Annotated in this window: 21 protein-coding genes and 4 tRNA genes; 14 read left to right on the top strand and 11 right to left on the bottom strand. The window is 66.9% G+C overall.

Going from position 1 to position 22154, the window contains the following annotated elements:
* Positions 1-75: 75 nt before the first annotated feature.
* Entirely contained in the window at positions 76-1506 is a 1431-nt protein-coding gene (locus tag ABE434_RS09445) for a sugar porter family MFS transporter (RefSeq protein WP_346478629.1), read from the bottom strand.
* Between the two features lie 138 nt (positions 1507-1644).
* On the opposite strand from ABE434_RS09445, the gene ABE434_RS09440 reads away from it, so the two are divergent.
* A complete protein-coding gene (locus ABE434_RS09440; RefSeq protein WP_346478628.1) occupies positions 1645-2577 on the top strand; it encodes an SMP-30/gluconolactonase/LRE family protein in 933 nt (310 codons plus the stop codon).
* A 105-nt stretch (positions 2578-2682) separates the two neighbouring features.
* Positions 2683-3006: a ferredoxin FdxA gene (gene fdxA, locus ABE434_RS09435; protein ID WP_123728932.1), complete on the top strand. Its 324-nt coding sequence runs from the start codon at positions 2683-2685 to the stop codon at positions 3004-3006.
* Positions 3007-3076: 70 nt separating this feature from the next.
* Here the strand turns inward: fdxA and ABE434_RS09430 are convergent, their stop codons facing one another.
* Positions 3077-3601 (bottom strand): hypothetical protein, encoded by a 525-nt coding sequence (locus ABE434_RS09430; protein ID WP_176989670.1) that lies wholly within the window; start codon positions 3599-3601, stop codon positions 3077-3079.
* A 26-nt stretch (positions 3602-3627) separates the two neighbouring features.
* Positions 3628-4521, bottom strand: coding sequence for a 4-hydroxy-tetrahydrodipicolinate synthase (dapA, locus tag ABE434_RS09425; protein WP_176989901.1), 894 nt, complete (start codon positions 4519-4521; stop codon positions 3628-3630).
* Between the two features lie 164 nt (positions 4522-4685).
* On the opposite strand from dapA, the gene ABE434_RS09420 reads away from it, so the two are divergent.
* The 10 genes from ABE434_RS09420 (at position 4686) to ABE434_RS09375 (ending at position 10606) form a co-directional block, all read left to right on the top strand.
* Positions 4686-5246 (top strand): glycine cleavage system protein R, encoded by a 561-nt coding sequence (locus ABE434_RS09420; protein WP_019183297.1) that lies wholly within the window; start codon positions 4686-4688, stop codon positions 5244-5246.
* Positions 5247-5324: 78 nt separating this feature from the next.
* The gene (locus ABE434_RS09415; protein WP_346478627.1) at positions 5325-5804 is read left to right on the top strand and encodes a peroxiredoxin; all 480 of its coding nucleotides are present in this window, start codon (positions 5325-5327) and stop codon (positions 5802-5804) included.
* Between the two features lie 81 nt (positions 5805-5885).
* Entirely contained in the window at positions 5886-7283 is a 1398-nt protein-coding gene (locus ABE434_RS09410) for a PhoH family protein (RefSeq protein WP_176989668.1), read from the top strand.
* Positions 7284-7306: 23 nt separating this feature from the next.
* Entirely contained in the window at positions 7307-7786 is a 480-nt protein-coding gene (locus ABE434_RS09405; RefSeq protein ID WP_176989900.1) for a hypothetical protein, read from the top strand.
* Positions 7787-7816: 30 nt separating this feature from the next.
* Positions 7817-8488, top strand: a complete 672-nt coding sequence (locus ABE434_RS09400; protein WP_346478626.1) for a YoaK family protein — start codon at positions 7817-7819, stop codon at positions 8486-8488.
* Between the two features lie 43 nt (positions 8489-8531).
* Positions 8532-9341 carry a bifunctional hydroxymethylpyrimidine kinase/phosphomethylpyrimidine kinase gene (gene thiD / locus ABE434_RS09395; protein WP_346478625.1) on the top strand — a complete coding sequence of 270 codons (810 nt, stop codon included), beginning with the start codon at positions 8532-8534 and terminating at the stop codon, positions 9339-9341.
* Positions 9338-10177 carry an alpha/beta fold hydrolase gene (locus ABE434_RS09390; RefSeq protein WP_346478624.1) on the top strand — a complete coding sequence of 280 codons (840 nt, stop codon included), beginning with the start codon at positions 9338-9340 and terminating at the stop codon, positions 10175-10177. Before thiD ends, ABE434_RS09390 begins: the two co-directional genes overlap by 4 nt.
* Positions 10178-10239: 62 nt before the next feature.
* Positions 10240-10316 (top strand) — tRNA-Arg (locus ABE434_RS09385).
* A gap of 54 nt (positions 10317-10370) precedes the next feature.
* Positions 10371-10447: transfer RNA gene (locus ABE434_RS09380), tRNA-Arg, on the top strand.
* Positions 10448-10529: 82 nt separating this feature from the next.
* Positions 10530-10606, top strand: a tRNA-Arg gene (locus ABE434_RS09375).
* Between the two features lie 80 nt (positions 10607-10686).
* On the opposite strand, the gene ABE434_RS09370 is transcribed toward ABE434_RS09375, so the two are convergent.
* Both ABE434_RS09370 and ABE434_RS09365 read right to left on the bottom strand, forming a co-directional pair.
* Positions 10687-11832 carry an alpha/beta fold hydrolase gene (locus ABE434_RS09370; protein WP_346478623.1) on the bottom strand — a complete coding sequence of 382 codons (1146 nt, stop codon included), beginning with the start codon at positions 11830-11832 and terminating at the stop codon, positions 10687-10689.
* 110 nt (positions 11833-11942) lie between these two features.
* Positions 11943-12869 (bottom strand): LysR family transcriptional regulator, encoded by a 927-nt coding sequence (locus ABE434_RS09365; protein ID WP_346478622.1) that lies wholly within the window; start codon positions 12867-12869, stop codon positions 11943-11945.
* A gap of 140 nt (positions 12870-13009) precedes the next feature.
* Between ABE434_RS09365 and ABE434_RS09360 the strand changes: the two genes are divergently transcribed.
* On the top strand, positions 13010-13711 hold the full coding sequence (locus tag ABE434_RS09360; RefSeq protein WP_346478621.1) for a pirin family protein: 702 nt from the start codon (positions 13010-13012) through the stop codon (positions 13709-13711).
* 57 nt (positions 13712-13768) lie between these two features.
* Here the strand turns inward: ABE434_RS09360 and ABE434_RS09355 are convergent, their stop codons facing one another.
* The 3 genes from ABE434_RS09355 to ABE434_RS09345 form a co-directional block, all read right to left on the bottom strand.
* Entirely contained in the window at positions 13769-15907 is a 2139-nt protein-coding gene (locus ABE434_RS09355) for a TonB-dependent siderophore receptor (RefSeq protein WP_346478649.1), read from the bottom strand.
* A 231-nt stretch (positions 15908-16138) separates the two neighbouring features.
* Positions 16139-17287: an aldo/keto reductase gene (locus ABE434_RS09350; protein WP_346478620.1), complete on the bottom strand. Its 1149-nt coding sequence runs from the start codon at positions 17285-17287 to the stop codon at positions 16139-16141.
* A gap of 113 nt (positions 17288-17400) precedes the next feature.
* A complete protein-coding gene (locus ABE434_RS09345; RefSeq protein WP_346478648.1) occupies positions 17401-18042 on the bottom strand; it encodes an ankyrin repeat domain-containing protein in 642 nt (213 codons plus the stop codon).
* 226 nt (positions 18043-18268) lie between these two features.
* Here ABE434_RS09345 and ABE434_RS09340 point away from each other — a divergent pair, with 226 nt between their 5' ends.
* Positions 18269-18646 (top strand): VOC family protein, encoded by a 378-nt coding sequence (locus ABE434_RS09340; protein WP_346478619.1) that lies wholly within the window; start codon positions 18269-18271, stop codon positions 18644-18646.
* A gap of 58 nt (positions 18647-18704) precedes the next feature.
* On the opposite strand, the gene ABE434_RS09335 is transcribed toward ABE434_RS09340, so the two are convergent.
* The 3 genes from ABE434_RS09335 to alaS form a co-directional block, all read right to left on the bottom strand.
* Positions 18705-18797, bottom strand: a tRNA-Ser gene (locus tag ABE434_RS09335).
* Positions 18798-18878: 81 nt separating this feature from the next.
* Entirely contained in the window at positions 18879-19082 is a 204-nt protein-coding gene (gene csrA / locus ABE434_RS09330) for a carbon storage regulator CsrA (protein ID WP_019183311.1), read from the bottom strand.
* A gap of 145 nt (positions 19083-19227) precedes the next feature.
* Entirely contained in the window at positions 19228-22107 is a 2880-nt protein-coding gene (gene alaS, locus ABE434_RS09325) for an alanine--tRNA ligase (protein WP_346478618.1), read from the bottom strand.
* Positions 22108-22154: the final 47 nt, after the last annotated feature.

Below are 22154 nucleotides of genomic sequence, written 5' to 3'. Positions count from 1 at the left end.
CCCGCCCGGCCCGGATCCGGGGAGCACGCTCCCCGACCCGGCCCCGGCGCTGCGCGGCGGGCGCTCGGAAGCGGCTCAGCCCTCCATCTGCTCCAGTTCCTTGCCCTTGGTCTCCTTGACGAAGCGGAGCACGAAGAACACCGAGATCACCGCCGCGAGCGTATAGATGCCATAGGCCCCGGCCAGGCCGATGCTGGCCAGCAGGACCGGGAAGGAGACGGTGATGGCGAAGTTGGCGGTCCACTGCGCCGCACCGGCCACCGCCAGCCCCGAGCCACGGATCTGGTTGGGGAACATCTCGCCCAGCATCACCCACATCACCGGGCCCCAGGACATGTTGAAGAAGATCACGTAGACGTTGGCGGCCACCAGCGCCAGCGTGCCCATGCCGTCGGTCAACTGCAGCTTGCCGCCGGCATCGAGCGAGCCACTGGCGAAGGCGAAGGTGACCAGCGCCAGCGAGACCGCCATGCCTACCGAGCCGATCCACAGCAGCGGCTTGCGCCCGATACGGTCGATCAGGACCACGGTGATCAGGCAGGCGCCGATGCTCAGCGCTCCGGACAGCACGTTGATCAGCAGCGCGTCGTTCTCGGAGAAGCCAACCGCCTGCCACAGCACCGCGCCGTAGTAGAAGACGACGTTGATGCCGACCAGCTGCTGGAACACCGCCAGGCCGATACCGATCCAGACGATCGGACGCAGCCTGCCGGTGGCCTTGCTGACCAGGTCGGAGAAGGTCGGGCGATGCTGGTCCCGGGAAAGCGAGCCTTCGATCTCGGTGATCTTGGCCTGGGCCTCGGCCGCACCGTACAGACGGGTCAGCACCGCCAGGGCCTGGTCACGGCGCCCTTTGACCACCAGGAAGCGCGGGCTCTCCGGGATCACCAGCAGCAGGCACAGGAACAGCAGCGAGGGAATGGCCTGCATCCAGAACATCCAGCGCCATGCCGCCTGCCCCAGCCACAGCGCCTCGGTGGAGGCACCGGCCGCCTTGGCCAATAGATAGTTGCTGAGGAAGGCGCAGAACAGGCCGCTGATGATCGCGATCTGCTGCACCGTCGCCAGCCGCCCCCGATACCGGGCCGAGGCGACCTCGGCGATGTAGGCCGGCGACATCACGCTCGCCGCACCGACCGCGAAGCCGCCGATGACCCGGGCGATGATGAACACCGCGGAGCTGTGTGCCGCCCCGGCCGCCAGGGCGGAGAGCAGGAACATCACCGCGGCGATGATCAGCACGCCGCGACGACCGAGCCGGTCGCCGAGGCGGCCCGCGAAGAACGCACCGATCGCGCAGCCGAGCAGCATCGAGGCGACCTCGAAGCCGATCCCGGCCGAACTGGACTGGAAGGTGTCCTTCAGGCCATCCACGGTGCCGTTGATCACGCCACTGTCGAACCCGAACAGGAAGCCACCGATGGTGGCCACGCAGCTGATCAGGATGATGAAGCCGGTGTTCTCGCCGCTGCCGGCGCGGGGACTGCTGAGCGAAGCACTGGACATGGGAAACCCTGGGTTGAAGGGACGCTGCGGATCCGCGCAGCAGGGACGGGGGACCAGATTCTCACACCTGCAGCGCACACGGGATTGATCGGCCGGATGGCAGAATGCGGCAGCCCCTGCTGTCGTGAGACCTGCCCCATGCCCGATGCCATCGCCGCACCCGTCACCGCTGTCGCGGATGCCCCCCTGCTGGTCGACAGCCGTTGCACTCATGGCGAAGGTGCCCTGTGGTCGCCGCGGCGGCAATGCCTGTTCTGGGTGGACATCAGCGAGCGCCGCCTGTGGCAGTACCGTACCGCCGATGGCAGCCACCGCAGCTGGTCGCTGCCCGACCGCCCCGGCTGCCTGGCCGAGGGCGAGGACGGCCGCCTGCTGATCGCGCTGGCCGGTTCGCTGCAGCGCCTGGATCTCGACCGCGATGGCGATGCCTCCGCACCACCCCTGGAATGGCTGGCCGACGTGCAGCCCGAGGTCGCGGACACGCGCAGCAATGACGGCCGGACCGACCGCGCAGGCAACCTGGTGTTCGGCACCATGAGCGAGGATCCGGCGCGTGCGCCGCTCGGCCGCTTCTACCAGTTCTCGATGCGGCACGGCCTGCGCGAACTGAACCTGCCCGCCGTCGTGATCCCCAACGCGATCTGTTTCAGCGCGGACGGCGCCACGATGTACTTCTGCGATTCGGTACGCCCGGCGCTGTGGTGCTGCGACTACGACGCCGAGCGCGCGCACTGCGGCCCACCCCGCCTGTTCGCTGCCCTGCCCGATCCGGGCTGGGAGCCCGATGGCGCCATCGTCGATGCCGAAGGCGGCGTCTGGAACGCGCAGTGGCGGGCCTCCCGCGTAGTGCGCTATCGACCCGACGGCCAGGTCGACCGGGTCGTACTGCTGCCGGTGCGGAACCCGACCTGCGTCGCACTCGGCGGGCCGTCGCTGCGGCAGTTGATGATCACCAGCTCCCGGCTCGACCACACCGCGGCGGAACTGGCGGCCAGCCCGCGCGCGGGCGGCGTGTTTGCGCTGGAAACCGGCATCGCGGGCCTGCCCGAGCAGCCCTTCCGCTGGTCCTGAGCCTTGCGCCGAGGGCATTTCGGGGTTTGAGGGACGATCCGATCCCGCGCCACGGACCAACCTGTTCTAGAATTGTCCGGCTTACTGTCGGATCCAGATCCAGCCATGCCTTTTGTCGTCACCGAAAACTGCATCAAGTGCAAACACACCGATTGCGTGGAAGTGTGCCCCGTGGATTGCTTCCATGAAGGCCCCAACTTCCTGGTGATCGACCCGGATGAGTGCATCGATTGCACCCTGTGCGAACCGGAGTGCCCGGTCAACGCGATCTTCCCCGAAGACGACGTGCCCGCCGGGCAGGAAGCGTTCGTGGCGCTGAACGCCGAACTGGCCCAGGCCTGGCCGGTGCTGACCGTGCGCAAGGACCCGCCCGCCGATGCCGGCGAATGGGACGGCAAGCCGGACAAGCTGAAGCTGCTGGAACGCTGAGCCTCCGGGTTCTGGCGGCAACGAAAAAGGGCGCCGAGGGCGCCCTTTTCGTTTCTCTGAGACGGTCCGGTTACGGAGCCAGCTTCGCCTTCAGCTCACCCAGCAGCTTGGTCGGGGCTGCGGCGGTCGCCGGCAGGCCACGCGGATCCACGGCGGAGACGTAGGCACCGGCATCGACGGCGACCACGCGGACCAGGAAGTCACTGCCTTCGAAGGCCACGTCGTAGGAACCCAGCAGCTGGGCCTTGCTGGCGATCTTCACGCCTTCAACGGACTCCAGCGCGGTGCCGACCTTGGCGAACACCTCTTCCTTGGTGCCCGGCACGGTGAAACCGGCATTGTTGGCGGCAGCCTGGGTCGAGGCCGGGGCCGGACGCGCGGCCTGCGAGGCCAGCGAGGAGCTGGTGGCAGCGGTGGCGGCGGCCTGGCCGGCCGGGACGTTCAGATCCGGCGGCACTTCCAGCGGACGGACTTCGGGGGCCAGAGCGTAGTCGCCCTTGGCGCCGCGCTTGAAGCAACCGGTGGTGCCGATGAGGGTGGCGGTAGCCAGGATCGCGAAGGACAGCACGCGGAAGGCGGAAACGGATTGACGCATGGGAATCTCCTGGGTGACCACTGTCATCAGTGGTTGGATAGTGCTTCCAGCGCACCGATATCGGTGGCCAGGTGTTCGGCAGCGGCGTGATGGGCCGCGGACAAGGGCAGCAGCGGCAGGCGCAGGCCGTCACCAATGCCGATCCGGCGCAGCAGGTCCTTCACCGGGATCGGGTTGGACTCCACGCCGCAGAATTCATGGAAGGGCTCAAGACGGGCGTCCCACGCCTCGGCCGCCTCGCGCTCACCGGCCGCGGCCAGGTCGCACATCCGGCGGTAGGCCCCCGGCAACGCGTTGGAGCCGACCGATATCAGGCCATCCACGCCGGACAGGATAGAGCGCGCGGCGGTGCCATCGTCGCCGCTGAGAATGACGAAGTCCGGCGAACGCAGGGCCAGCAGCGCATGGACCCGGCCGACATCGCCGACCGCTTCCTTGATGCCCACGATGTTCGGGTGGCTGGCCAGCTCGGCCACGGTTTCGGGCAGCATGTCGCAGCCGGTGCGCCCCGGCACGTTGTACAGGATGACCGGCAGGCCGCCCTGGTCGGCCACCGCGCGGTAATGCGCGATCAGGCCGGCCTGGGTCGGGCGCACGTACGGCGGGGTCACTACCAGCGCGTGGGTGGCGCCATTGGCGGCCGCCCGGCGGGTCTGTTCGATGGTTTTGGCCGTCCCCGACAGCCCGGTCCCGGCCAGCACCGGAATGCGCCCGGCCACGGTTTTGACCGCACTGCGCAGCAGCTGGTCGTATTCGTCGTCGGACAGGGCCGCCGCTTCACCGGTCGAACCGGCCACCACGACACCGTGAACACCACCCTCCAGTTGCAGGTGCAGCAGGCGCTGCCAACCGTCGGGATCCAATGCGCCGTTCGCCTGGAAGGGCGTCGCCAGCGCGGTGATGAGACCGGAAAGGGACAAGGACATCGTGCTCGGAAGAAAGGGGGCACCCTGCCTGCGTAAACGCCGGCCAGATGTACGCTGCATGTTACTTGCGGGTCGAAAGCGCGGGCAAGTATGCTGGACTCCGGCGAACGTGCCGTCGTCCGGCCGTTCAGACTCACCTTGCATCACCCGGAACCATCTTGACCGACACCACGCCGCGGCCTGCGCCGACCGAAAACCACCTCCTGATCAACGCCTATACGACGCATCCGGAGTCCCCCCTGCTGCCTGTGACCCGGCGTATCGCCGACAGTGGCTGCAATCTGGTCGATGCCCGCCTGGCCACGGTCGGTCGCGACGTCTCCGTCACCGCCCTGGCCACCGGCTCGTGGGATTCGGTGGCCAAGCTGGAGGCGATGCTGACCCGGCTCGAGCGCGAGGAAGGCCTGAAGCTGGTCTGGTACCGCACCGGTGCCAAGCAGGCGCAGTCCAACCTGCTGCCCTACATCGTGGAAGTGATCGCGGCCGACAAGCCGGGCATCCTCTTCCAGCTGGCCGATTTCTTCGACCGCCAGGGCATCACCATCGAGAACCTGCAGAGCACGCGTTACCGCGCGATGCAGACCGGTGCGGAAATGTTCTCCGCACAGGTCACCATCGGCGTGCCGGCCAACATGCACATCGCCGCGCTGCGCGATGATTTCCTCGAGTTCTGCGATCACCTGAACCTCGATGCGATCATGGATCCGATGAAGTTCTGATGTTTCGCGCGTTCGTCACGGGCGCGCGGGGTTTCATGCAGGTGTAGTAGACGTACCCCAGGATCCGGAAAGGAACCCATGAACGACGGCGACACCCTGGACAGCACCACCCTCGCACTGCCGCTGGCCTTGTCCGGCGGCGAGAGCACCACCCTCGGCGATCTGGCCGGCCAGTGGCTGGTGCTGTACTTCTATCCCAAGGACAGCACCCCGGGCTGCACCACCGAGGGCATCGATTTCAACGCCCTGCTCCCGCAGTTCACGAAGGCCGGCGCCCGCGTCTTCGGCGTCTCCCGCGATTCGGTCAAATCCCACGACAACTTCTGCGCCAAGCAGGGCTTCGCCTTCCCGCTGATCAGCGATGGCGACGAAGCGCTGTGCACCGCGTTCGACGTGATCAAGCTGAAGAACATGTACGGCAAGCAGGTGCGTGGCATCGAACGCAGCACCTTCCTCATTTCGCCGGACAGTCGTATCGTGCAGGTGTGGCGCAAGGTCAAAGTGGCCGGCCACGCAGACACCGTCCTTGAAGCCCTGAAGGCCGCGAAAACCCAGTGATCAACCCGGCACCCCCAATGGCCATCACCCTGCCCCGCAGGTCGTGATGGCTTGTCCCTGTTCTGCCACCAGGAATTGACGATGACCCGAGGCAAGCGCATCTACGTACTGGATACCAACGTGCTCATGCACGATCCGACCGCGCTGTTCAAGTTCGAGGAGCATGATGTCTACCTGCCGATGCAGGTGATCGAAGAGCTGGACAACGGCAAGAAGGGCACCACCGAGGCGAGCCGCAATGCGCGCCAGGTCAGCCGCTTCCTCAATGAGCTGGTGCAGGCCTCGGGCCTGGACAACCTGGCCGATGGCATCCCGCTGCAGCGCCCGAACGGGCTGCAGCTGCGCGGCAAGCAGAGCGTGGGCCTGCTGCGGTTCCAGACCAGTCACTTCGAGGCCGGCAAGAGCTTCGGCGCGGTCATCCCCGACAACGCCATCCTCGGCGCGATCCTGGCGCTGAAAGAGCAGGTGCCGGAAATCCCGGTGGTGTTCGTCTCCAAGGACATCAACCTGCGGATCAAGGCGGCGATCGCCGGCATCGTGTCCGAGGATTACGAGAACGACCGCGCGCTGGACGATTTCAGCCTGCTCTATACCGGTGCCACCGAGCTGCCGGAAGACTTCTGGAAGAAGCACACCGACAACCTGCGCAGCTGGAGCGACAAGGGCCGCACCAGTTACGAGATCATCGCCAGCGAAGACGAGAACTGGCATCCCAACCAGTACGCCTACCTGCCGGGCGACGATGAAGTCGAACTGCGCGTGGCCAAGATGGACGGCGACAAGATCACGCTGTCGCTGGTCAACGATTTCCGCCATGGCAGCCACGCGGTGTGGGGCATCAGCGCGCGCAACCGCGAACAGAACTTCGCGCTCAACGCGCTGATGGACCCGGAGATCGATTTCGTCACCCTGCTCGGCACCGCCGGCACCGGCAAGACCCTGCTCGCGCTGGCCGCCGGCCTGGCCCAGACCATGGACCAGCAGCGTTACCGCGAGATCATCATGACCCGCGCGACGGTCAGCGTCGGCGAGGACATCGGTTTCCTGCCCGGTACCGAGGAAGAGAAGATGACGCCGTGGATGGGCGCGCTGACCGACAACCTGGAAGTGCTGACGCATACCCAGGAAGGCGGCGCATGGGGCCGTGCGGCGACCAACGACCTGATCGCCAGCCGGATCAAGATCCGCTCGCTGAATTTCATGCGTGGCCGTACGTTCCTGTCGCGCTATCTGATCCTGGATGAAGCGCAGAACCTCACCCCCAAGCAGATGAAGACCCTGATCACCCGTGCCGGCCCCGGCACCAAGATCGTCTGCCTGGGCAACGTCGAACAGATCGATACCCCGTACCTGACCGAGACCACCTCGGGTCTGACCTACGCGGTGGACCGCTTCAAGAACTGGCCGCACAGCGCGCACATCACGCTGCGTCGTGGCGAGCGTTCGCGCCTGGCCGATTACGCTTCGGAGGTGTTGTGAGCCGTTCCCTGTCACGTGCCGTCCTGCCGCTGGCGCTTGCCGCGCTGGCGGCGGCCTGCACGCCCGCCAATACGCGGCCGGGCGCCAGCGTCCCGACCGCGATCAAGACCGGCCAGTCCTGGGTGGTGACGCGACCGGTGGTCGCCGCCCAGGTCCTGGATACCTGCTCGCGCGACAGTCCCGGCCGCGAGGCCGGGCGGGTCACCGGTTACTGGGCGCCCAGCCGCAAGGAGGTCGAGCAGTTGGAGGCCGCATTGCCGACGCTGGAGGCGCAGGTGCCAAAGGCCGCCGATTTCGATCGCCAGTACGTCGGCATCGAAATGAGCGGACGCAAGCTGATCTACCTCAATGCCTTCCATCTGCCCGATGACGCCGACATCGATCCGGCCCGCGAAGCGATCCGGGTCTGCGATGGTGGCGCGCAGTTCTGGGGCGCGGTGTTCGATCCGGCCAGCGGCAGCTTCTCGGATGTGCAGTTCAACGGCCCGCCCCCGGGTCGTTGATCGTGCCGTGACCCCCACCGCGCACGCCGGATGAGCATCCGGTTGCCCACCTGGGTCTGGATCGGGGCGATCGCCCTGTCCTGCGTGGCCGGGATGGTCAACGTGGTCGGCTTCCTGGGGTTCGAGCACCAGGCGGTGAGCCACATGACCGGCACCACCAGCCAGCTCGGCATGGCGCTCGCCCAGCGGGACTGGCGGGTGGTCGCGCCTCTATGGGGACTGCTGATCGCGTTCTGTGCAGGTGCCACGCTCAGCGGCATGATCATCCAGGACAGCGGCCTGCAGCTGGGCCGACGCTATGGCGTGGTGCTGGCGCTGGAATCGGTGTTGCTGCTGATCGCGATCCCGCTGTTCAAGCAGCAGCAGATCTGGGGCGCACTGGCGGCAGCGATGGCATGCGGCCTGCAGAACGCGATGGCGACCACCTTCAGTGGCGCGGTGGTGCGCACCACCCATCTCAGCGGCATGTTCACCGACCTGGGCATCGGCCTGGGCCATCTGCTGCGCGGCCTGCCGCTGCCGATCCGGCGCCTGACCCTGAGCGGACTGATCATCAGTGGTTTCCTGGCCGGCGGCGTGATCGGCGCCTGGCTGTTCCTGCGCTTCGGCTATGACGCCCTGCTCGCCCCGGCTCTGCTGACCGGCGGCACCGGGCTCGGCTACGTGCTGTACCGGCAGTGGGCGCTGCTGCGGGCACGCTGAGGGCGCGGCAGCAATGCCGCGGCAAACATTGCACAATCGAGGCATGACACCGTCCAGCCCCGTTTCCGCCCTCACCATCGCCGGCTCCGATTCCGGCGGGGGTGCCGGCATCCAGGCCGACCTGAAGGCCTTCGCCGCCCATCGCGTGCATGGGCTCTCCGCGATCGCCGCGCTGACCGCGCAGAACACCCGCGGCGTCATCGCCGTGCACGTGCCGCCGCTGGATTTCCTGCAGGCGCAGATCGATGCCTGCTTCGCCGATTTCGACATCCATGCGGTGAAGCTGGGCATGCTGGCCAACGCCGAAGTGATACGCCTGGTCGCCGACGCGCTGGAAAAGCACCGGCCACCCCACGTGGTGCTGGATCCGGTGATGGTCGCCACCAGCGGCGCCAAGCTGCTGGAGGACAGTGCACTGGCGGCGATGCGCACCCGCCTGATCCCGCTGGCCACGCTACTGACGCCCAACACACCCGAAGCGGAGCTGCTGCTCGGCCGCCGCATCGTTACCGCCGAAGACGCAGAGGATGCCGCCGACGCGCTGCTCGAACTGGGCGCCGGTGCGGTACTGCTCAAGGGCGGCCATCTGGACGAAGGCAGCCGCGTGATCGATCGCTACTTCGACGGTGTGACCCGCGAAGAATTCATCCATACGCGGCTGCCCGTGGATGCGCACGGCACCGGCTGCACGCTGGCCTCGGCCATCGCCGCGCAACTGTGCCAGGGGCTGTCCTTGCCGAACGCCTGCGAGGCGGCCATCGATTACGTCGCGCGCGGGCTGCAGGGGGGCTATTACCCCGGCCGCAGCGAAGTGCTGGTGATCGACCACTTCGGCGCGGCACGCCCGGCATGATCGACGCCTCGCCCCTGCCCGTGCAGGCCGCAGACGGCCATCGCTTCGAGCTGCTGGCGCGCGTCCCCGTGCAGCCCCGCGCGCGGCTGCTGTGGCTGCCTGCGCTGGGTGTCGCCGCACGGCACTACCTGCCCTTCGCCGAGGCGCTGGCCGCACGCGGCATCGCGGTGTACCTGCACGAGTGGCGTGGCAATGGAAGCAGCAGCCTGCGGCCCTCGCGCACGCAGGATTGGGGCTATCGGGAAATCCTCGAACAGGACCTGCCGGCGAGCCTCGCGAACGTGCCAGGGGAATCTGAAACACCGTTGATCATCGGCGGCCACAGTCTCGGCGGCCAGCTCGCCTGCTGCTTCGCGGGGCTGCATCCGCAGCGTTTTGGTCGCGTCTGGCTGGTGGCCAGCGGCACGCCGTACTGGCGTACCTTCCCTGCCCCGCGTGGCTGGACGCTGCCGCTGGTGTATCGCTTCCTGCCCTGGCTGGCCCAGCGCCAGGGGGTCCTGCACGGCAAGAAGCTCGGCTTTGGCGGCACCGAGGCACGCGGGTTGATCCGCGACTGGTCGCGCGTGGGCCTCAACAACCACTACGCGGCCGTCGGCATGGCGACCGATCTGGAGGCCGGCATGCGCGACCTGCGCGGCCAGGCCACCGCGGTGGTGATGGCGGCCGACTGGCTGGCCCCGACGGGATCGATGCAGGGCCTGCTGGACAAGATGCCGGGCATGCGTGCGCAGCTCAGCGTGATCAGTGCGCAGATGCTGGGTGCGCGTGCCGATCACTTCGCGTGGATGAAAACGCCGGAAGCCGTGGTGGAGCGGCTTTTTCATTCATTTGAATGAAGACCTTCACAAAAACCGTTGACGAATGCGACGCCGATCCGCATAATTCCGCTCCTGTTGACGCGCCCGTAGCTCAGTTGGATAGAGTACCTGGCTACGAACCAGGCGGTCGGGAGTTCGAATCTCTCCGGGCGCACCATCAACAGGGTATCGATTTCGCCGTCGGTATCAGCAATGAAAATTCGATGTAAATGCGCCCGTAGCTCAGTTGGATAGAGTACCTGGCTACGAACCAGGCGGTCGGGAGTTCGAATCTCTCCGGGCGCACCATTACATCGAACGGCAGGCTCGCCTGCCTTCCCGTCGAACGTGGCGACACGCGCGGCAGGACACACAACCAGACAATGCAAATGCGCCCGTAGCTCAGTTGGATAGAGTACCTGGCTACGAACCAGGCGGTCGGGAGTTCGAATCTCTCCGGGCGCACCATTGCATCGACGAAGACAGCAGCCATCGGTTGCTGTTTTTTTTTGCGTTGGCGCCGGCCAGCGGCCGGCACTACCGGGGGGTCATCCCTGCGGTGCGGGTGCCTGGGCCGCCTGCATCGCCATGAGATCGGCTTCACCGGGCAGCTCCGGCGCCGGGCACGCGCCACCGGCGTGATCATCATGCGCCAGCCAGTCGTCCACCACGCCGCCCAGCAGATCCACCCGCAGCGGGAGGGTGATGTGGTCTTCGCCACGCATCTCGATGTAATGCACGCGCGGGCTGGCGGCAGCCAGGCGGCGGCCCTGCCCGACCGGCACGTGCTCATCGTCCTGGCCGTGCAGCAGCAGCACGCAGGCGCGGCTGTCGGCCAGCGCGCGGGTGACGTCGACGCGATCCAGGTCCAGATCCAGGCGCTGGCTGGCGGCGGCGATCACCTGGTCGATATCCTGCCCGCCATAGCGCCAGCGCCCGTAGGCCGCCATGGCCTGCGCCTTCCATGCGGTCGGCTGCAGCGACATCAGGTGCGGGATCATGCTGCGGATCGCATCGCCAGCATTGGCGAAGGACTCCATCGCCACCACCCCGGTGACCTGCTCGCCGAGCTTGTCGGCAGTGAACAGCGCGGTGGCCGCACCGTAGGAAACGCCGAACAGGTACAGCGGCCCGACCACCTCGCCGCGCGCCTTCAACGCCGCGATGACATCGACCACGTCATCCGATTCGAACGTGCCGTAGCCGGACGGGCCGGCGCCGGAATGGCCGTGGTTGCGCAGGTCGATGGTGACCACGCGGTAGCCGGACTGCGCCAGCTGCAGCGACCACGGCAGCATCGCATCACCGTTCATCATCCAGCCGTGCAGCAGCACCACCGTGCCGCGTGGCGCCTGCGGCTGGAACGGATGCGGCAGGTCCAGCGCCATGCCGGTGCGCAGCGGCTCGCCGTTCTCGTGCTGCTGGGCCAGGTATTCGTAGCGCACCCCGTACTGCCCCGGGTCGAAGGCCCGCCAGAAGATCGGCACGCCCGCGCGGCCGGTCACGAGGCCGTGCCGGTTGGGCACGCTGTCCACCGCTTCGGCGATGCGCGCGGTGTCCAGCAGCGTGGACACGCCACCCGGCGCGATCAGCCGATCGCTCAACGAGGTCGAGGCGGCGGTGGAGGTCAGGGAGGAGCAGGCAGCCAGCCACAGGCCAGCCCCGGCCAGCAGCAACAGCAGCAAGCGCTTCATGGGGAGATGTGCGAAAACCAGACGAGTCGGGCAGGTTACCGATCAGGCCGACGGCGCTCTATCGCATCCAGATGACCGTCCGATGACAGCGAGGCCACGATTCAGCTTGACTAGCCCAGCCAGGCCTCCATGGTCGGCCACCAGCCCGCCAGCACCTCCGGGCGCTGCATGCGCTCGCGCCACCACTTCAGCGCTGCCCCCTCCTCGCCGGTGCGCCAGGCCAGCCAGAAGGTCTCATCCGGCTTGGGCTCCTCGACCTGCCGGATCACCAGCCGCCCCTCGCGCACCGCCTGCTGCACATACGGCTCGGGCAGGAAGCCGAACCCCAGTCCCGCACACTGCAGGCGGAACTTGCTGACCATGTCCGGCACGGTGACCGTCTCCTGCCCCATCAGCAGCCCCACCGTGCGCGGCAGCAGCCGCCGCGCCGAATCAGCCACGGCGATGGCACAGTGGCCGGCCAGCTGCTCGCGGCCCAGCGGCTCGGGCGCGGCTGCCAGCGGGTGCGAGGGCGCCACCGCGAACACGAAACGCACCACGCCCATCGGCTCGACCACGTAGCCCCCGCCACTGGGCCCCTCGCCTGCCCCGCCGACCAGCAGGTCCGCGCGCCGGTCCAGCAGCGCCTCCCAGGTGCCCGACAGCGATTCACTGATCAGCCGCATCCGGGTCTGTTCGGCCACCGCATTGAAAGCGCGCACGTCCTCGGCCAGCAGTGCCGGCACGAACATCGAGTCGACCGCCACGGTCAGTTCGGCCTCCCAGCCGGAGGCCACCCGCCGCACCCGCAATTCCAGCTCGCGCGCCGCCCGCAGCAGGTGGCGCCCCTCTTCCAGCAGCGCCTCCCCGGCCGGGGTCAGGTGCGCACGCGGCCCGACCCGGTCGAACAGCTGCACGCCCAGGTCCTCTTCCAGCTTGGACACGGTGTAGGAAATGGTCGAAGGCACCTTGTGCAGGGCCTTGCCGGCCGCGGCGAACGAGCCCCGGCGGTCGATGGCATCCAGGATCTGCAGGGCGTCGAGGCTGAGCTTGAGCATTCGAATTTTTCGATGATGGCTTGCAAAACTATCCGTTTTTCAAGCCGGCGGAGCAAGCGGATACTGGCCGCAACAGGAAAGGGGACGGCAGCGACCGCCCCGGACCGCCATCGAAACCATCGAACACCAAGGAGATTCCCATGCTGCAGATCCGCAAGAGCAACACCCGTGGCAAGGCCGACCATGGCTGGCTGAACTCCATGCACACCTTCTCCTTCGCCAACTATTACGACCCGCGCTACGTCAGCTTCGGCCCGCTGCGGGTGATCAACGAAGACCGCGTCCAGGGTGGCCAGGGCTTCGGCACGCACAGCCACAGCAACATGGAGATCATCTCCTACGTGCTCGGTGGCGCGCTGGAGCACAAGGACTCGATGGGCACCGGCTCGGTGCTGCGCTACGGCGACGTGCAGCGCATGAGCGCCGGCAGCGGCGTCAGCCACAGCGAGTTCAACCACTCGGCCGACGAAGCGGTGCACTTCCTGCAGATCTGGCTGTTCCCCGACCAGGAGAACATCACCCCGAGCTACCAGGAGACCCACTTCGCCCCGGACACCAAGCGCGGCCAGCTGCGCCTGATCGTCTCGCGCGATGGCCGTGAGGGGTCGCTGCTGATCCACCAGGACGCCAACATCTACGCCACGATCCTGGACGGCGACGACCGCGTCCACCTGCCACTGGCCCCGCGCCGCGGTGCCTACGTGCAGGTCGCCCGCGGGCAGCTGCAGGTCAACGGCATCACGCTGGAGACCGGCGATGCGCTGCAGGTCAGCGACGAGGCACAGCTGACGCTGGAGAACGCCAACGACGCGGAAGTCATCGTGTTCGAGCTGGCGCTGTAACCACCCGGCCTCAAACGCAGACACCCCGGTTGCCCGGGGTGTCGTTCGTTGCGTGGATCAGAATTTGTAGTTCAGCGTCAGCCGCACGTTGCGCGGCTCGCCCCAGGTGTACGTGCTGTACCAGCTGAAGATGGTGTAGTAGTGCTTGTCCAGCAGATTGTTGACGTTGAGCGTCGCCGACAGCTGGTCGTTGAACTGGTACCGCGCCATGGCGTCGAGCAGCCAGTACGGCTCCGTGCGATGGAGCTGGCTCCCGCCGGTGGCGGGGTTGGTGATGGTGCCGAACGTGCTGCCCTGCCAGCGCGCGCCGCCGCCCACGCTCCAGCCATCGGCTGCACCGGTGAGGCGGTAGCTGGTGTGCACGCTGAACTGATCTTCCGGCTCCAGCGTGGAGACCTTGGTGGACTGCTGGCGCGCGATCTTGTGCGCATAGCCGCCCTGGACCTGCCAGCCCGGCGCCAGCTGACCCGACACCTCCAGCTCGTAGCCCTTGGTGCGCACCCCCATCAGGCCTTCATAGGCGATCCCGCCGCTCGGCGTCCTGCCGCCGGTCGGTTGTGCGTAGTTGTCCTGCTCCAGCTGGAACACCGCCGCGCTGGCGTTGAGTCGGCCGTCGTAGAACTCCGCTTTCAGGCCGGCCTCGTAGCTGCGCCCTTCCATCGGATCCAGCACCCGGCCCTGTTCGTCCTGGTTGCCCTGCGGCTTGAAGATGGTGCTGTAGCTGGCGAACACCGAGAAGTTGCGGTTGAGGTCATACACCAGCCCGGCGTACGGCACGACCACGCCACTCTCGTCGGTATCCGGAGATTTATAGTTGGCGATGCGGCTGCCGACGATCAGCTTCAGCGGGTCGGCCAGGTCGAAACGGCCCACCACGTAGGCACCGCTTTCGCGGGTGACCTGGTTGTCACCGTAGCCCCACTGCCAGTCCGGCTCGGGCACGTCGCCGGTCCAGGCGTAGTAGTCGGCAACGCTGCTGACATAGCCCGGCTGCGGCGAGTAGCCGTTGTTGACCCAGCGCTTGCGCGACACGCTGCCGCCGACGACCAGCTCGTGCTGGCGGCCGAACCATTCGAACTTTCCGCTCACATATAGATCGGCCGCGTTGCTGGTGGTCTTGCCGATGTACTGGCCCAGCCACATGCTCACGCCCTCGCCGGTCACCGGATCCGGATTGCCACCGGCCGCGGCACCCAGCGAGGCGTCATACCCGTTGACCTGGTGGTTGAGCTGCAGCTTGGCGACCCAGTCATTGCCGAAGGTGTGCTCCAGCGTGGCGAAGCCGGTACGGGCGTACTGGCCCCAGCGGCTCCATTGCGCGCCGTTGTTGAACGAGCGCGGCATCTTGTTGAAATTGCCTTCGCTGTCCAGCAGCGGAATGCCGCCCCAGCTGGAACCCTCGGGATCGCTGTCCTGGTAATCGGCCCCGACGGTCAGCAACGTGCTCTCGCCGATGTCGGCCTCGAGGATGCCGTAGAACACCTCATTGCTGCGCTGGTAGTGGTCGGCATTGGAATGCCTGTCCTGGTAGGCGCCGACCACGCGGCCGCGCACGCGGCCACTTTCGGTGAGCGGCCCGCCGACATCGACCTCGGCGCGATAGCTGTCCCACGAGCCCACGCCCAGCGTGGCGCTGCCGGCCAGTTCACGGGTCGGCTTCTTGCGCACCAGGTTGATGGTCGCGCCCGGATCGCCCATGCCGGTCAGCAGGCCGGTGGCGCCCTTGAGCACTTCGATGCGGTCGTAGATGGCCATGTCGCTGAGCGTGTTGCCGGCCGAGTACGCCGAATCACGCGCCATCGGGATGCCGTCGTACTGGAAGTTCTGCACCGCGAAGCCGCGCGCGTAGTACTCGGTGCGCTCGCTGTCATAGGTGACGATGCTCACGCCGGGCGTGACCTTCATGACGTCGTCGATGCCGTTGAGGCCGAAGTCGTTCATTTCCTGCCGGGTGATCACGCTGATCGACTGCGGAGTCTGGCGCGGGCTGAGCACCAGGCGGCTCGCGGTGGCGATCGTGCCGGGCGTATACGAATCACTGCCTTCGGTCACGGTGCCGAGCTGGTTGGCGGTGACCTGCACGGTCTGCAGGGTCTGCGCGCCTTCCTTGGGCGGTGCTTCGCCACGTGGCGCCTCTTCGGCCTGCACGGCCGAGGCGGACAGGGCCAGACCCAGCACGCAGGCCATCGCCTGCATCAGCGGGGAGAGCGCGGGAACAGCACGACGGCGACCCGGGTGGATCGGGGCAACACGGAACGGAACGACGGACACGGCAATGCCTCCAGGCAGGAAGGAACTCCTCTGGCGGCGGCTGGAGGGAACGAATGGGCGGCATGATGCCGCATCCGGGGCGCCAGTGGAAGATGGGGCGACCGTTGAGGCAGAAGGCGTTCGGGGGTCGCCCCGCGCCAGACGGGGCGTGGTGGATCAGCCGCGAGGCACCGGGGCATCCGAGGCGATCAGCTTCTCCTGCTTCAGCTCGGCCCAGAACGCGGCCGGAATCGCCACGGACATGGACGCGACATTGGCCAGCACCTGTTCCGGCGTCCGCGCGCCGGGAATGACCGCCGAGACCACCTCCGGCGCATCGGCAAACTGCAGCGCCGCGGTGCGCAGATCCACACCATGGCGATCGCAGAGAGCCTGCACCTTCGCGCGCTTCTCCGGCGCCCACGACGGCACCTTGCCGTCATAGAGATACCGGTCGCGACCGGCCAGGTAACCGGCCAGCAGCGGCGAACCGACCACCACCGACGCACCGTGTGCTGCGATCTTCGGGAAGGTGTCATGCAACGCCTGCTCGTGGTCCAGCAGCGAGTACTGGCAGGCGAGCAGGAAGATGTCCGGATCCGCCTCGGCCACCGCACGCAGGGCGGGCTCGGGACGGTTCACACCGAAGCCCCACGCCTTGATCAACCCCTCCTCGCGCATGCGGGTCAGCGCCGGCATCGCGCCCTTCGCAGCTTCCGCGAAACGCTGCTCCCAGGGCATGCCCAGGTCTTTCTCGTTGTCCGGCGACAGGTCATGGATGAAGACCACGTCCAGCTGCGACACACCCAGCCGGTTGAGGCTGTCCTCCACCGAACGCCGCGTACCGTCCGCGGAGTAGTCGTAGCGGTAATGGAACGGCGACGGATCCTTCCACATCACCTCCTGCAGCTCACCGGCGGTCGCCGTCAGCAGGCGGCCGACCTTGGTCGACAGCGTGTACTCGCGCGCCGGGTGGTTGTGCAGGTGATGGCCGTACCGACGCTCGCTCAGGCCAAGCCCGTACCAGGGCGAGGTATCGAAGTAGCGCACCCCGGCCGCGTACGCTGCGACCAGGGTGGCTTCGCTCTGCGCATCGGTCGCGGCCTCGAAACCATTGCCGATCGCGACGCCGCCCAGGCCCAGGCGGGTGTGCGGACGGTAACGCCTGTGCTGTTGCGCGGGATTGCCAGGCAACGGCTTTGCCGCAGCGTTGCCGCGGGTGGGCAGCACACTGCCCGGGCCGGCGGACTGCGCCATCAGCGGCGAGGCGGCGAACGCTGCGGTACCGGCGGCGGCAACGGAGAGGAAGTGGCGGCGTGTGTTCACGGCGACTCCTGTTTCTGCGGGGGAAGCGGTCACCTTCGCAGAGCGGCGGTGCAGAGCATGCCGTTGCCGCGTCAAGGCAGCGGCAACACGGCCCGTTCCCGCCCCGCGGATGTTCAGCCCTGGCCAGCGCCTGCGGCAAGAAGCAGCGTCTCGATCTCGCGGTAGCCGCGCTGGCGTGCATGCTGCAGCGGGCTCACGCCTTCACCGTCGGGCAGGTTCACATCCGCGCCTGCCGCGATGAGCTGACGGACGATCTCGACATGCCGTGGGCCGCCATCGGCGAGGATGATCGCCTCCAGCAGCGCGGTCCACTGCAGGTTGTTGACGTGATCCACATCGACACCGGCCGCGATCAGCGTCACCACGGTCTCCACGTGCCCACGTTCGGCCGCTGGAATGAGTGCGGTGCCACCGTAGCGGTTGGTGCTCTTCAGGTCCGCACCGGCTGCCAGCGTCGCACGCAGGATGTCGAGATGGCCGCGCGCACCGGCGTAGAGATACGGGCTGTCCTGGATCGCGTCCTTGGCATTGACGTCGGCACCGGCCTGGATCAGCGCCAGCGCGGCCTCCACCTGGTTGTGGTGGGTCGCGACCAGCAACGGCGTCGCCTTCGCCACGCCGCGCGCATCCACCCGGGCGCCCTGCCCCAGCAGCGTACGCACCGCAGCGGCGTCACCTTTCTCCGCCGCCCGATGCAGCCGCTCTTCCAACGAGGCAGCACTGGCCGGCATGACCATGCCCATCAGCAGGCTCATGACCACCCAACCACGCAGCGACCTCCGTCCCATCGACATGTTCCTGCTCCTTCCACGGGGGCGCCCGGTGGGACGCCGCTGGAGAACGACCGTAGCCGAGCCGCCGCGCCGGTACCAATGAAGATTGGGGATCGACGGCATTCGCCATCCGAATGTGCGGGCCGGCGCCCGTTCCGCCGATTTCATGCGACGCTGCGCGCGACATTCGACACGGACGCACATCGCCATGCTGCATCACATTTCCCTGGGCGTGCGCGATCTCGCGCGTGCCGCCGCCTTCCACGATGCCGCGCTCGGCGCACTGGGCATGCGCCGCGTCTTCGAAGACGACGAGGCCATCGGATATGGCTACGCGGAGGATGAGGATCTGGTGTGCCTGAAACTGCGGGCCGATGCGGCAGCGCCCGGACCTGGATTCCACCTGGCGTTCGGCGCCCCGTCCCGCCCGGCCGTGGACGCGTTCCATCGCGATGCGCTGGCGGTCGGCGGCACCTGCAATGGTGCGCCGGGACTGCGCGAGGACTATGGCGATCACTACTACGCCGCGTTCCTGATCGACCCGGACGGGCATCGGATCGAAGCGGTCTGCAAGACGGTCGTTTGAACCGGATCGCACAAAGAAAAAGGCCTCCGTACTTGCGTACGGAGGCCTTCTCTACAACTGGCGGAGCGGGAGGGATTCGAACCCTCGATAGAGTTTTAAGCCCTATACTCCCTTAGCAGGGGAGCCCCTTCAGCCACTCGGGCACCGCTCCAGTGTTCTTGGTCCGCCGCCGTGATGAATCATCTCAGCGGGGGCGCGAATAATAACGTTTTCCGCGCCCTCAGGTAAAGCCTTAATCCGAAGAATTTTCACTTCCGGATGCATTCGGCTCATCACCGCGCTGGATGCGCTGGTAAATCTCTTCGCGGTGCACGGCCACGTCCTTAGGAGCGGTGATACCGATACGCACCTGGTTGCCCTTGACGCCGAGCACGGTCACGCTGACCGAGTCACCGATCATCAGGGTTTCGCCTACACGGCGAGTCAGGATCAACATTTGTTCAAGTCTCCAGGGGAACCGGTGGTGGCATTTCCCCACCGGCTTGGCGCCCCGGCAAGAGCGCCCCACGACAACGGGAAAAGATTCGCCATAGTACCGTCAGGCCTCCCGACCCATCAAGGAGCAGGAGGCTTCAGGCTGTTCAGATACGGGGGGTGACCCAGTCGACGACCGCAGCCAGTGCAGAAGCAAGGGCGGGCCCGTCCTCACCACCACCCTGGGCGAGGTCCGGGCGGCCGCCGCCCTTGCCCCCGATCTGACTGGCGATATGGGCCAACAGTTCCCCGGCCTTGACCTTGCCCATTGCGCTGCCGTTCACGCCCGCGACCAGGGCCGCCTTGCCGTCCTGGGTGCCGGCCAGCACGATCACCGCGTTGCCGAGCTGCTGCTTGAGGCGATCGATCGCATCGCGCAGCGCCTTGGCATCAAAGCCTTCCAGGCGCGCGGCCAGGATCTTGATGCCGTTGACCTCGACCGCGGCGGCGCCGAGATCGGCGGTCGCACCGGCGGCCTGCTTGGCCTTGAGCGCCTCGAGCTCGCGCTCGAGCTTCTTCTGGCGTTCGCCCAGCTGGCGGATCTTGTCGACCACGTCGCCGGCGTTGCCGCCGAGCAGTGCGGCCGCTTCGCTCAACTGCGCTTCTTCATCGGCCACGTAATCCAGCGCGCCCTGCCCGGTCACCGCTTCGATACGGCGCACGCCCGAGGACACACCGCCTTCAGCGGTGATCTTGAACAGGCCGATGTCACCGGTGCGCGACACATGCGTACCGCCACACAGTTCGGTGGAGTAATCGCCCATCTTCAGCACACGCACGTGCTCGCCGTACTTCTCGCCGAACAGCGCCATCGCACCGAAGTCGAGCGCTTCCTGCATGCCCATGTTGTGGACTTCGGCCGCGTTGTTGGCGCGTACCTGCTCGTTGACCTTGCGTTCGATGATCGCCAGGTCCTCGGCGCTGATCGGCGCGAAGTGCGAGAAGTCGAAGCGCAGGCGATCGGGTGCGACCAGCGAGCCCTTCTGCTGCACGTGGGTGCCCAGCACTTCGCGCAGGGCGGCATGCAGCAGGTGGGTGGCCGAGTGGTTGAGGATGGTCGCGCCGCGGCGCTGGCCATCGACCTGGCCGGACAGCACGTCGCCAACCTTCAGGGTGCCGGAGGTGATCCTGCCCACGTGCCCATGGAACTGGCCCGCGAATTTCTGGGTGTCGCTGACCTGCAGCTGCAGGCCTGCGGCGGTGAGCACGCCGGTATCACCGACCTGGCCGCCGGACTCGGCATAGAACGGGGTCTGGTCGGTGATCACAATGACCTCCTCGCCCGCCTGCGCGGCCTGCACCGGACGGCCGTCCTTGAGCACGGCGACCACGCTCAGTCCATCGGCCTGCAGGCGGTCGTAGCCCAGGAACACGGTCGGCTTGAGGGTGGCCACCAGATCGGCCGACAGGGTCACCCCACCGCCAAACTTGCCGGCCGCCCGTGCGGTCTCGCGCTGCTGTTCCATCGCTGCGTCGAAGCCGGGCAAATCCACCGATAGACCACGCTCGCGAGCAATATCTGCCGTCAGATCGACGGGGAAGCCGTAGGTGTCGTAAAGGCGGAAAAGCAGCTGTCCGCTCAATTCGAGCCCCCTCCAATCCCGGGCGACAAGATTTACTGAAATTCCGTTTTGCCTGGCGATCTGACTTGCCAAGGTCTGGGCGAAATCCCCTTCTGGGTCTTCGCACACGAGAACAGAATGGACCACTCGCTCGCCCAAGGATGCGCTTTCTTCATGGAACATGCACTCTGTCGCTTCGGCATGCGCTTTGAAGCCAGCTTGTTTCCAGTTGGATTCGTTACGCTTCGCCCAAGCAGTAGCCTGCAAAGAATCTAGAGCTTGATCGAGTAGCTTCATCCCAGTGTCCAGCGTCTCGGCGAAACGCTCTTCCTCGGCCTGCAGCGCGCGCACCACCGTATCGGCCTGGGCCGGAAGTTCCGGATAGGCCACGCCCATCTGCTCGACCAGGGTCGGCACCAGCTTGCTGAAGAACGGCTGGCGCACGCCCAGCATCCAGCCATGGCGCAGGGCGCGGCGGATGATCCGGCGCAGCACATACCCACGGCCTTCGTTGGACGGCAGCACGCCATCGACGATCAGGAACGAGCAGGCGCGGATGTGATCGGCGATCACGCGCAGCGACTTGTTTTCCAGATCGGCCATGCCGGTCAGCTCGCTGGCCTTGCGGATCAGTGCCTGGAACAGGTCGATCTCGTAGTTGGTGTGGACGTGCTGCAGGATCGCGGCCAGACGCTCCAGGCCCATGCCGGTATCCACGCAAGGCGCCGGCAGCGGCACCAGGGTGCCGTCGGGCTGGCGGTCGAACTGCATGAAGACCAGGTTCCAGATTTCGATGAAGCGGTCGCCGTCTTCATCCGGCGAGCCCGGGGGGCCACCGGCGATATGGTCGCCATGGTCATAGAAGATTTCGGTGCACGGGCCGCACGGGCCGGTCTCGGCCATCTGCCAGAAGTTGTCCGAGGCAAACGGCGCGCCCTTGTTGTCGCCGATGCGCACGATCCGCTCTTCCGGAATGCCCACCATGTCGCGCCACAGCGCGTAGGCCTCGTCATCGGTCTGGTAGACGGTGACCAGCAGGCGCTCGGCCGGCAGCTTCCAGACCTGGGTCAGCAGCTCCCAGGCCCAGGCGATGGCGTCCTTCTTGAAGTAATCGCCGAACGACCAGTTGCCCAGCATTTCGAAGAAGGTGTGGTGGCGCGCGGTGTAACCGACCTGGTCCAGATCGTTGTGCTTGCCACCGGCGCGCAGGCAGCGCTGGACGTCGGCCGCGCGCACGTAGCTGCGCTTCTCGGCGCCAAGGAACACGTCCTTGAACTGCACCATGCCGGAGTTGGTGAACAGCAGAGTCGGATCATTGCCCGGCACCAGCGGCGCCGACGGCACGATCGTATGGCCTTTGCCCTTGAAGAACTCAAGGAAATCGCTGCGGATCTGGGAGGTAGTGAATTTGACGGATGCGTTCATGGGGGGCTGGCTTTGTGCGGGCCGGTCAGTCCCTGGCACGCAGCCCC

Source organism: Stenotrophomonas sp. TWI1183 (assembly GCF_039673115.1).
In the GTDB taxonomy this organism is placed as follows: domain Bacteria; phylum Pseudomonadota; class Gammaproteobacteria; order Xanthomonadales; family Xanthomonadaceae; genus Stenotrophomonas; species Stenotrophomonas maltophilia_AA.
This window is presented reverse-complemented; position numbering and strand designations above follow the sequence as displayed.

Bases quoted from the DNA above. Each gene is read 5' to 3' on its own strand.
- ABE434_RS09355 (WP_346478649.1), bottom strand. From the start codon at position 15,907: ATGCAGGCGATGGCCTGCGTGCTGGGTCTGGCCCTGTCCGCCTCGGCC.
- ABE434_RS09410 (WP_176989668.1), top strand. From the start codon at position 5,886: ATGACCCGAGGCAAGCGCATCTACGTACTGGATACCAACGTGCTCATG.
- csrA (WP_019183311.1), bottom strand. From the start codon at position 19,082: ATGTTGATCCTGACTCGCCGTGTAGGCGAAACCCTGATGATCGGTGAC.
- ABE434_RS09345 (WP_346478648.1), bottom strand. From the start codon at position 18,042: ATGAGCCTGCTGATGGGCATGGTCATGCCGGCCAGTGCTGCCTCGTTG.
- ABE434_RS09415 (WP_346478627.1), top strand. From the start codon at position 5,325: ATGAACGACGGCGACACCCTGGACAGCACCACCCTCGCACTGCCGCTG.
- ABE434_RS09445 (WP_346478629.1), bottom strand. From the start codon at position 1,506: ATGTCCAGTGCTTCGCTCAGCAGTCCCCGCGCCGGCAGCGGCGAGAAC.
- ABE434_RS09390 (WP_346478624.1), top strand. From the start codon at position 9,338: ATGATCGACGCCTCGCCCCTGCCCGTGCAGGCCGCAGACGGCCATCGC.
- ABE434_RS09430 (WP_176989670.1), bottom strand. From the start codon at position 3,601: ATGCGTCAATCCGTTTCCGCCTTCCGCGTGCTGTCCTTCGCGATCCTG.
- ABE434_RS09400 (WP_346478626.1), top strand. From the start codon at position 7,817: ATGAGCATCCGGTTGCCCACCTGGGTCTGGATCGGGGCGATCGCCCTG.
- thiD (WP_346478625.1), top strand. From the start codon at position 8,532: ATGACACCGTCCAGCCCCGTTTCCGCCCTCACCATCGCCGGCTCCGAT.
- ABE434_RS09440 (WP_346478628.1), top strand. From the start codon at position 1,645: ATGCCCGATGCCATCGCCGCACCCGTCACCGCTGTCGCGGATGCCCCC.
- fdxA (WP_123728932.1), top strand. From the start codon at position 2,683: ATGCCTTTTGTCGTCACCGAAAACTGCATCAAGTGCAAACACACCGAT.
- ABE434_RS09365 (WP_346478622.1), bottom strand. From the start codon at position 12,869: ATGCTCAAGCTCAGCCTCGACGCCCTGCAGATCCTGGATGCCATCGAC.
- alaS (WP_346478618.1), bottom strand. From the start codon at position 22,107: ATGAACGCATCCGTCAAATTCACTACCTCCCAGATCCGCAGCGATTTC.
- ABE434_RS09370 (WP_346478623.1), bottom strand. From the start codon at position 11,832: ATGAAGCGCTTGCTGCTGTTGCTGCTGGCCGGGGCTGGCCTGTGGCTG.
- ABE434_RS09360 (WP_346478621.1), top strand. From the start codon at position 13,010: ATGCTGCAGATCCGCAAGAGCAACACCCGTGGCAAGGCCGACCATGGC.
- ABE434_RS09340 (WP_346478619.1), top strand. From the start codon at position 18,269: ATGCTGCATCACATTTCCCTGGGCGTGCGCGATCTCGCGCGTGCCGCC.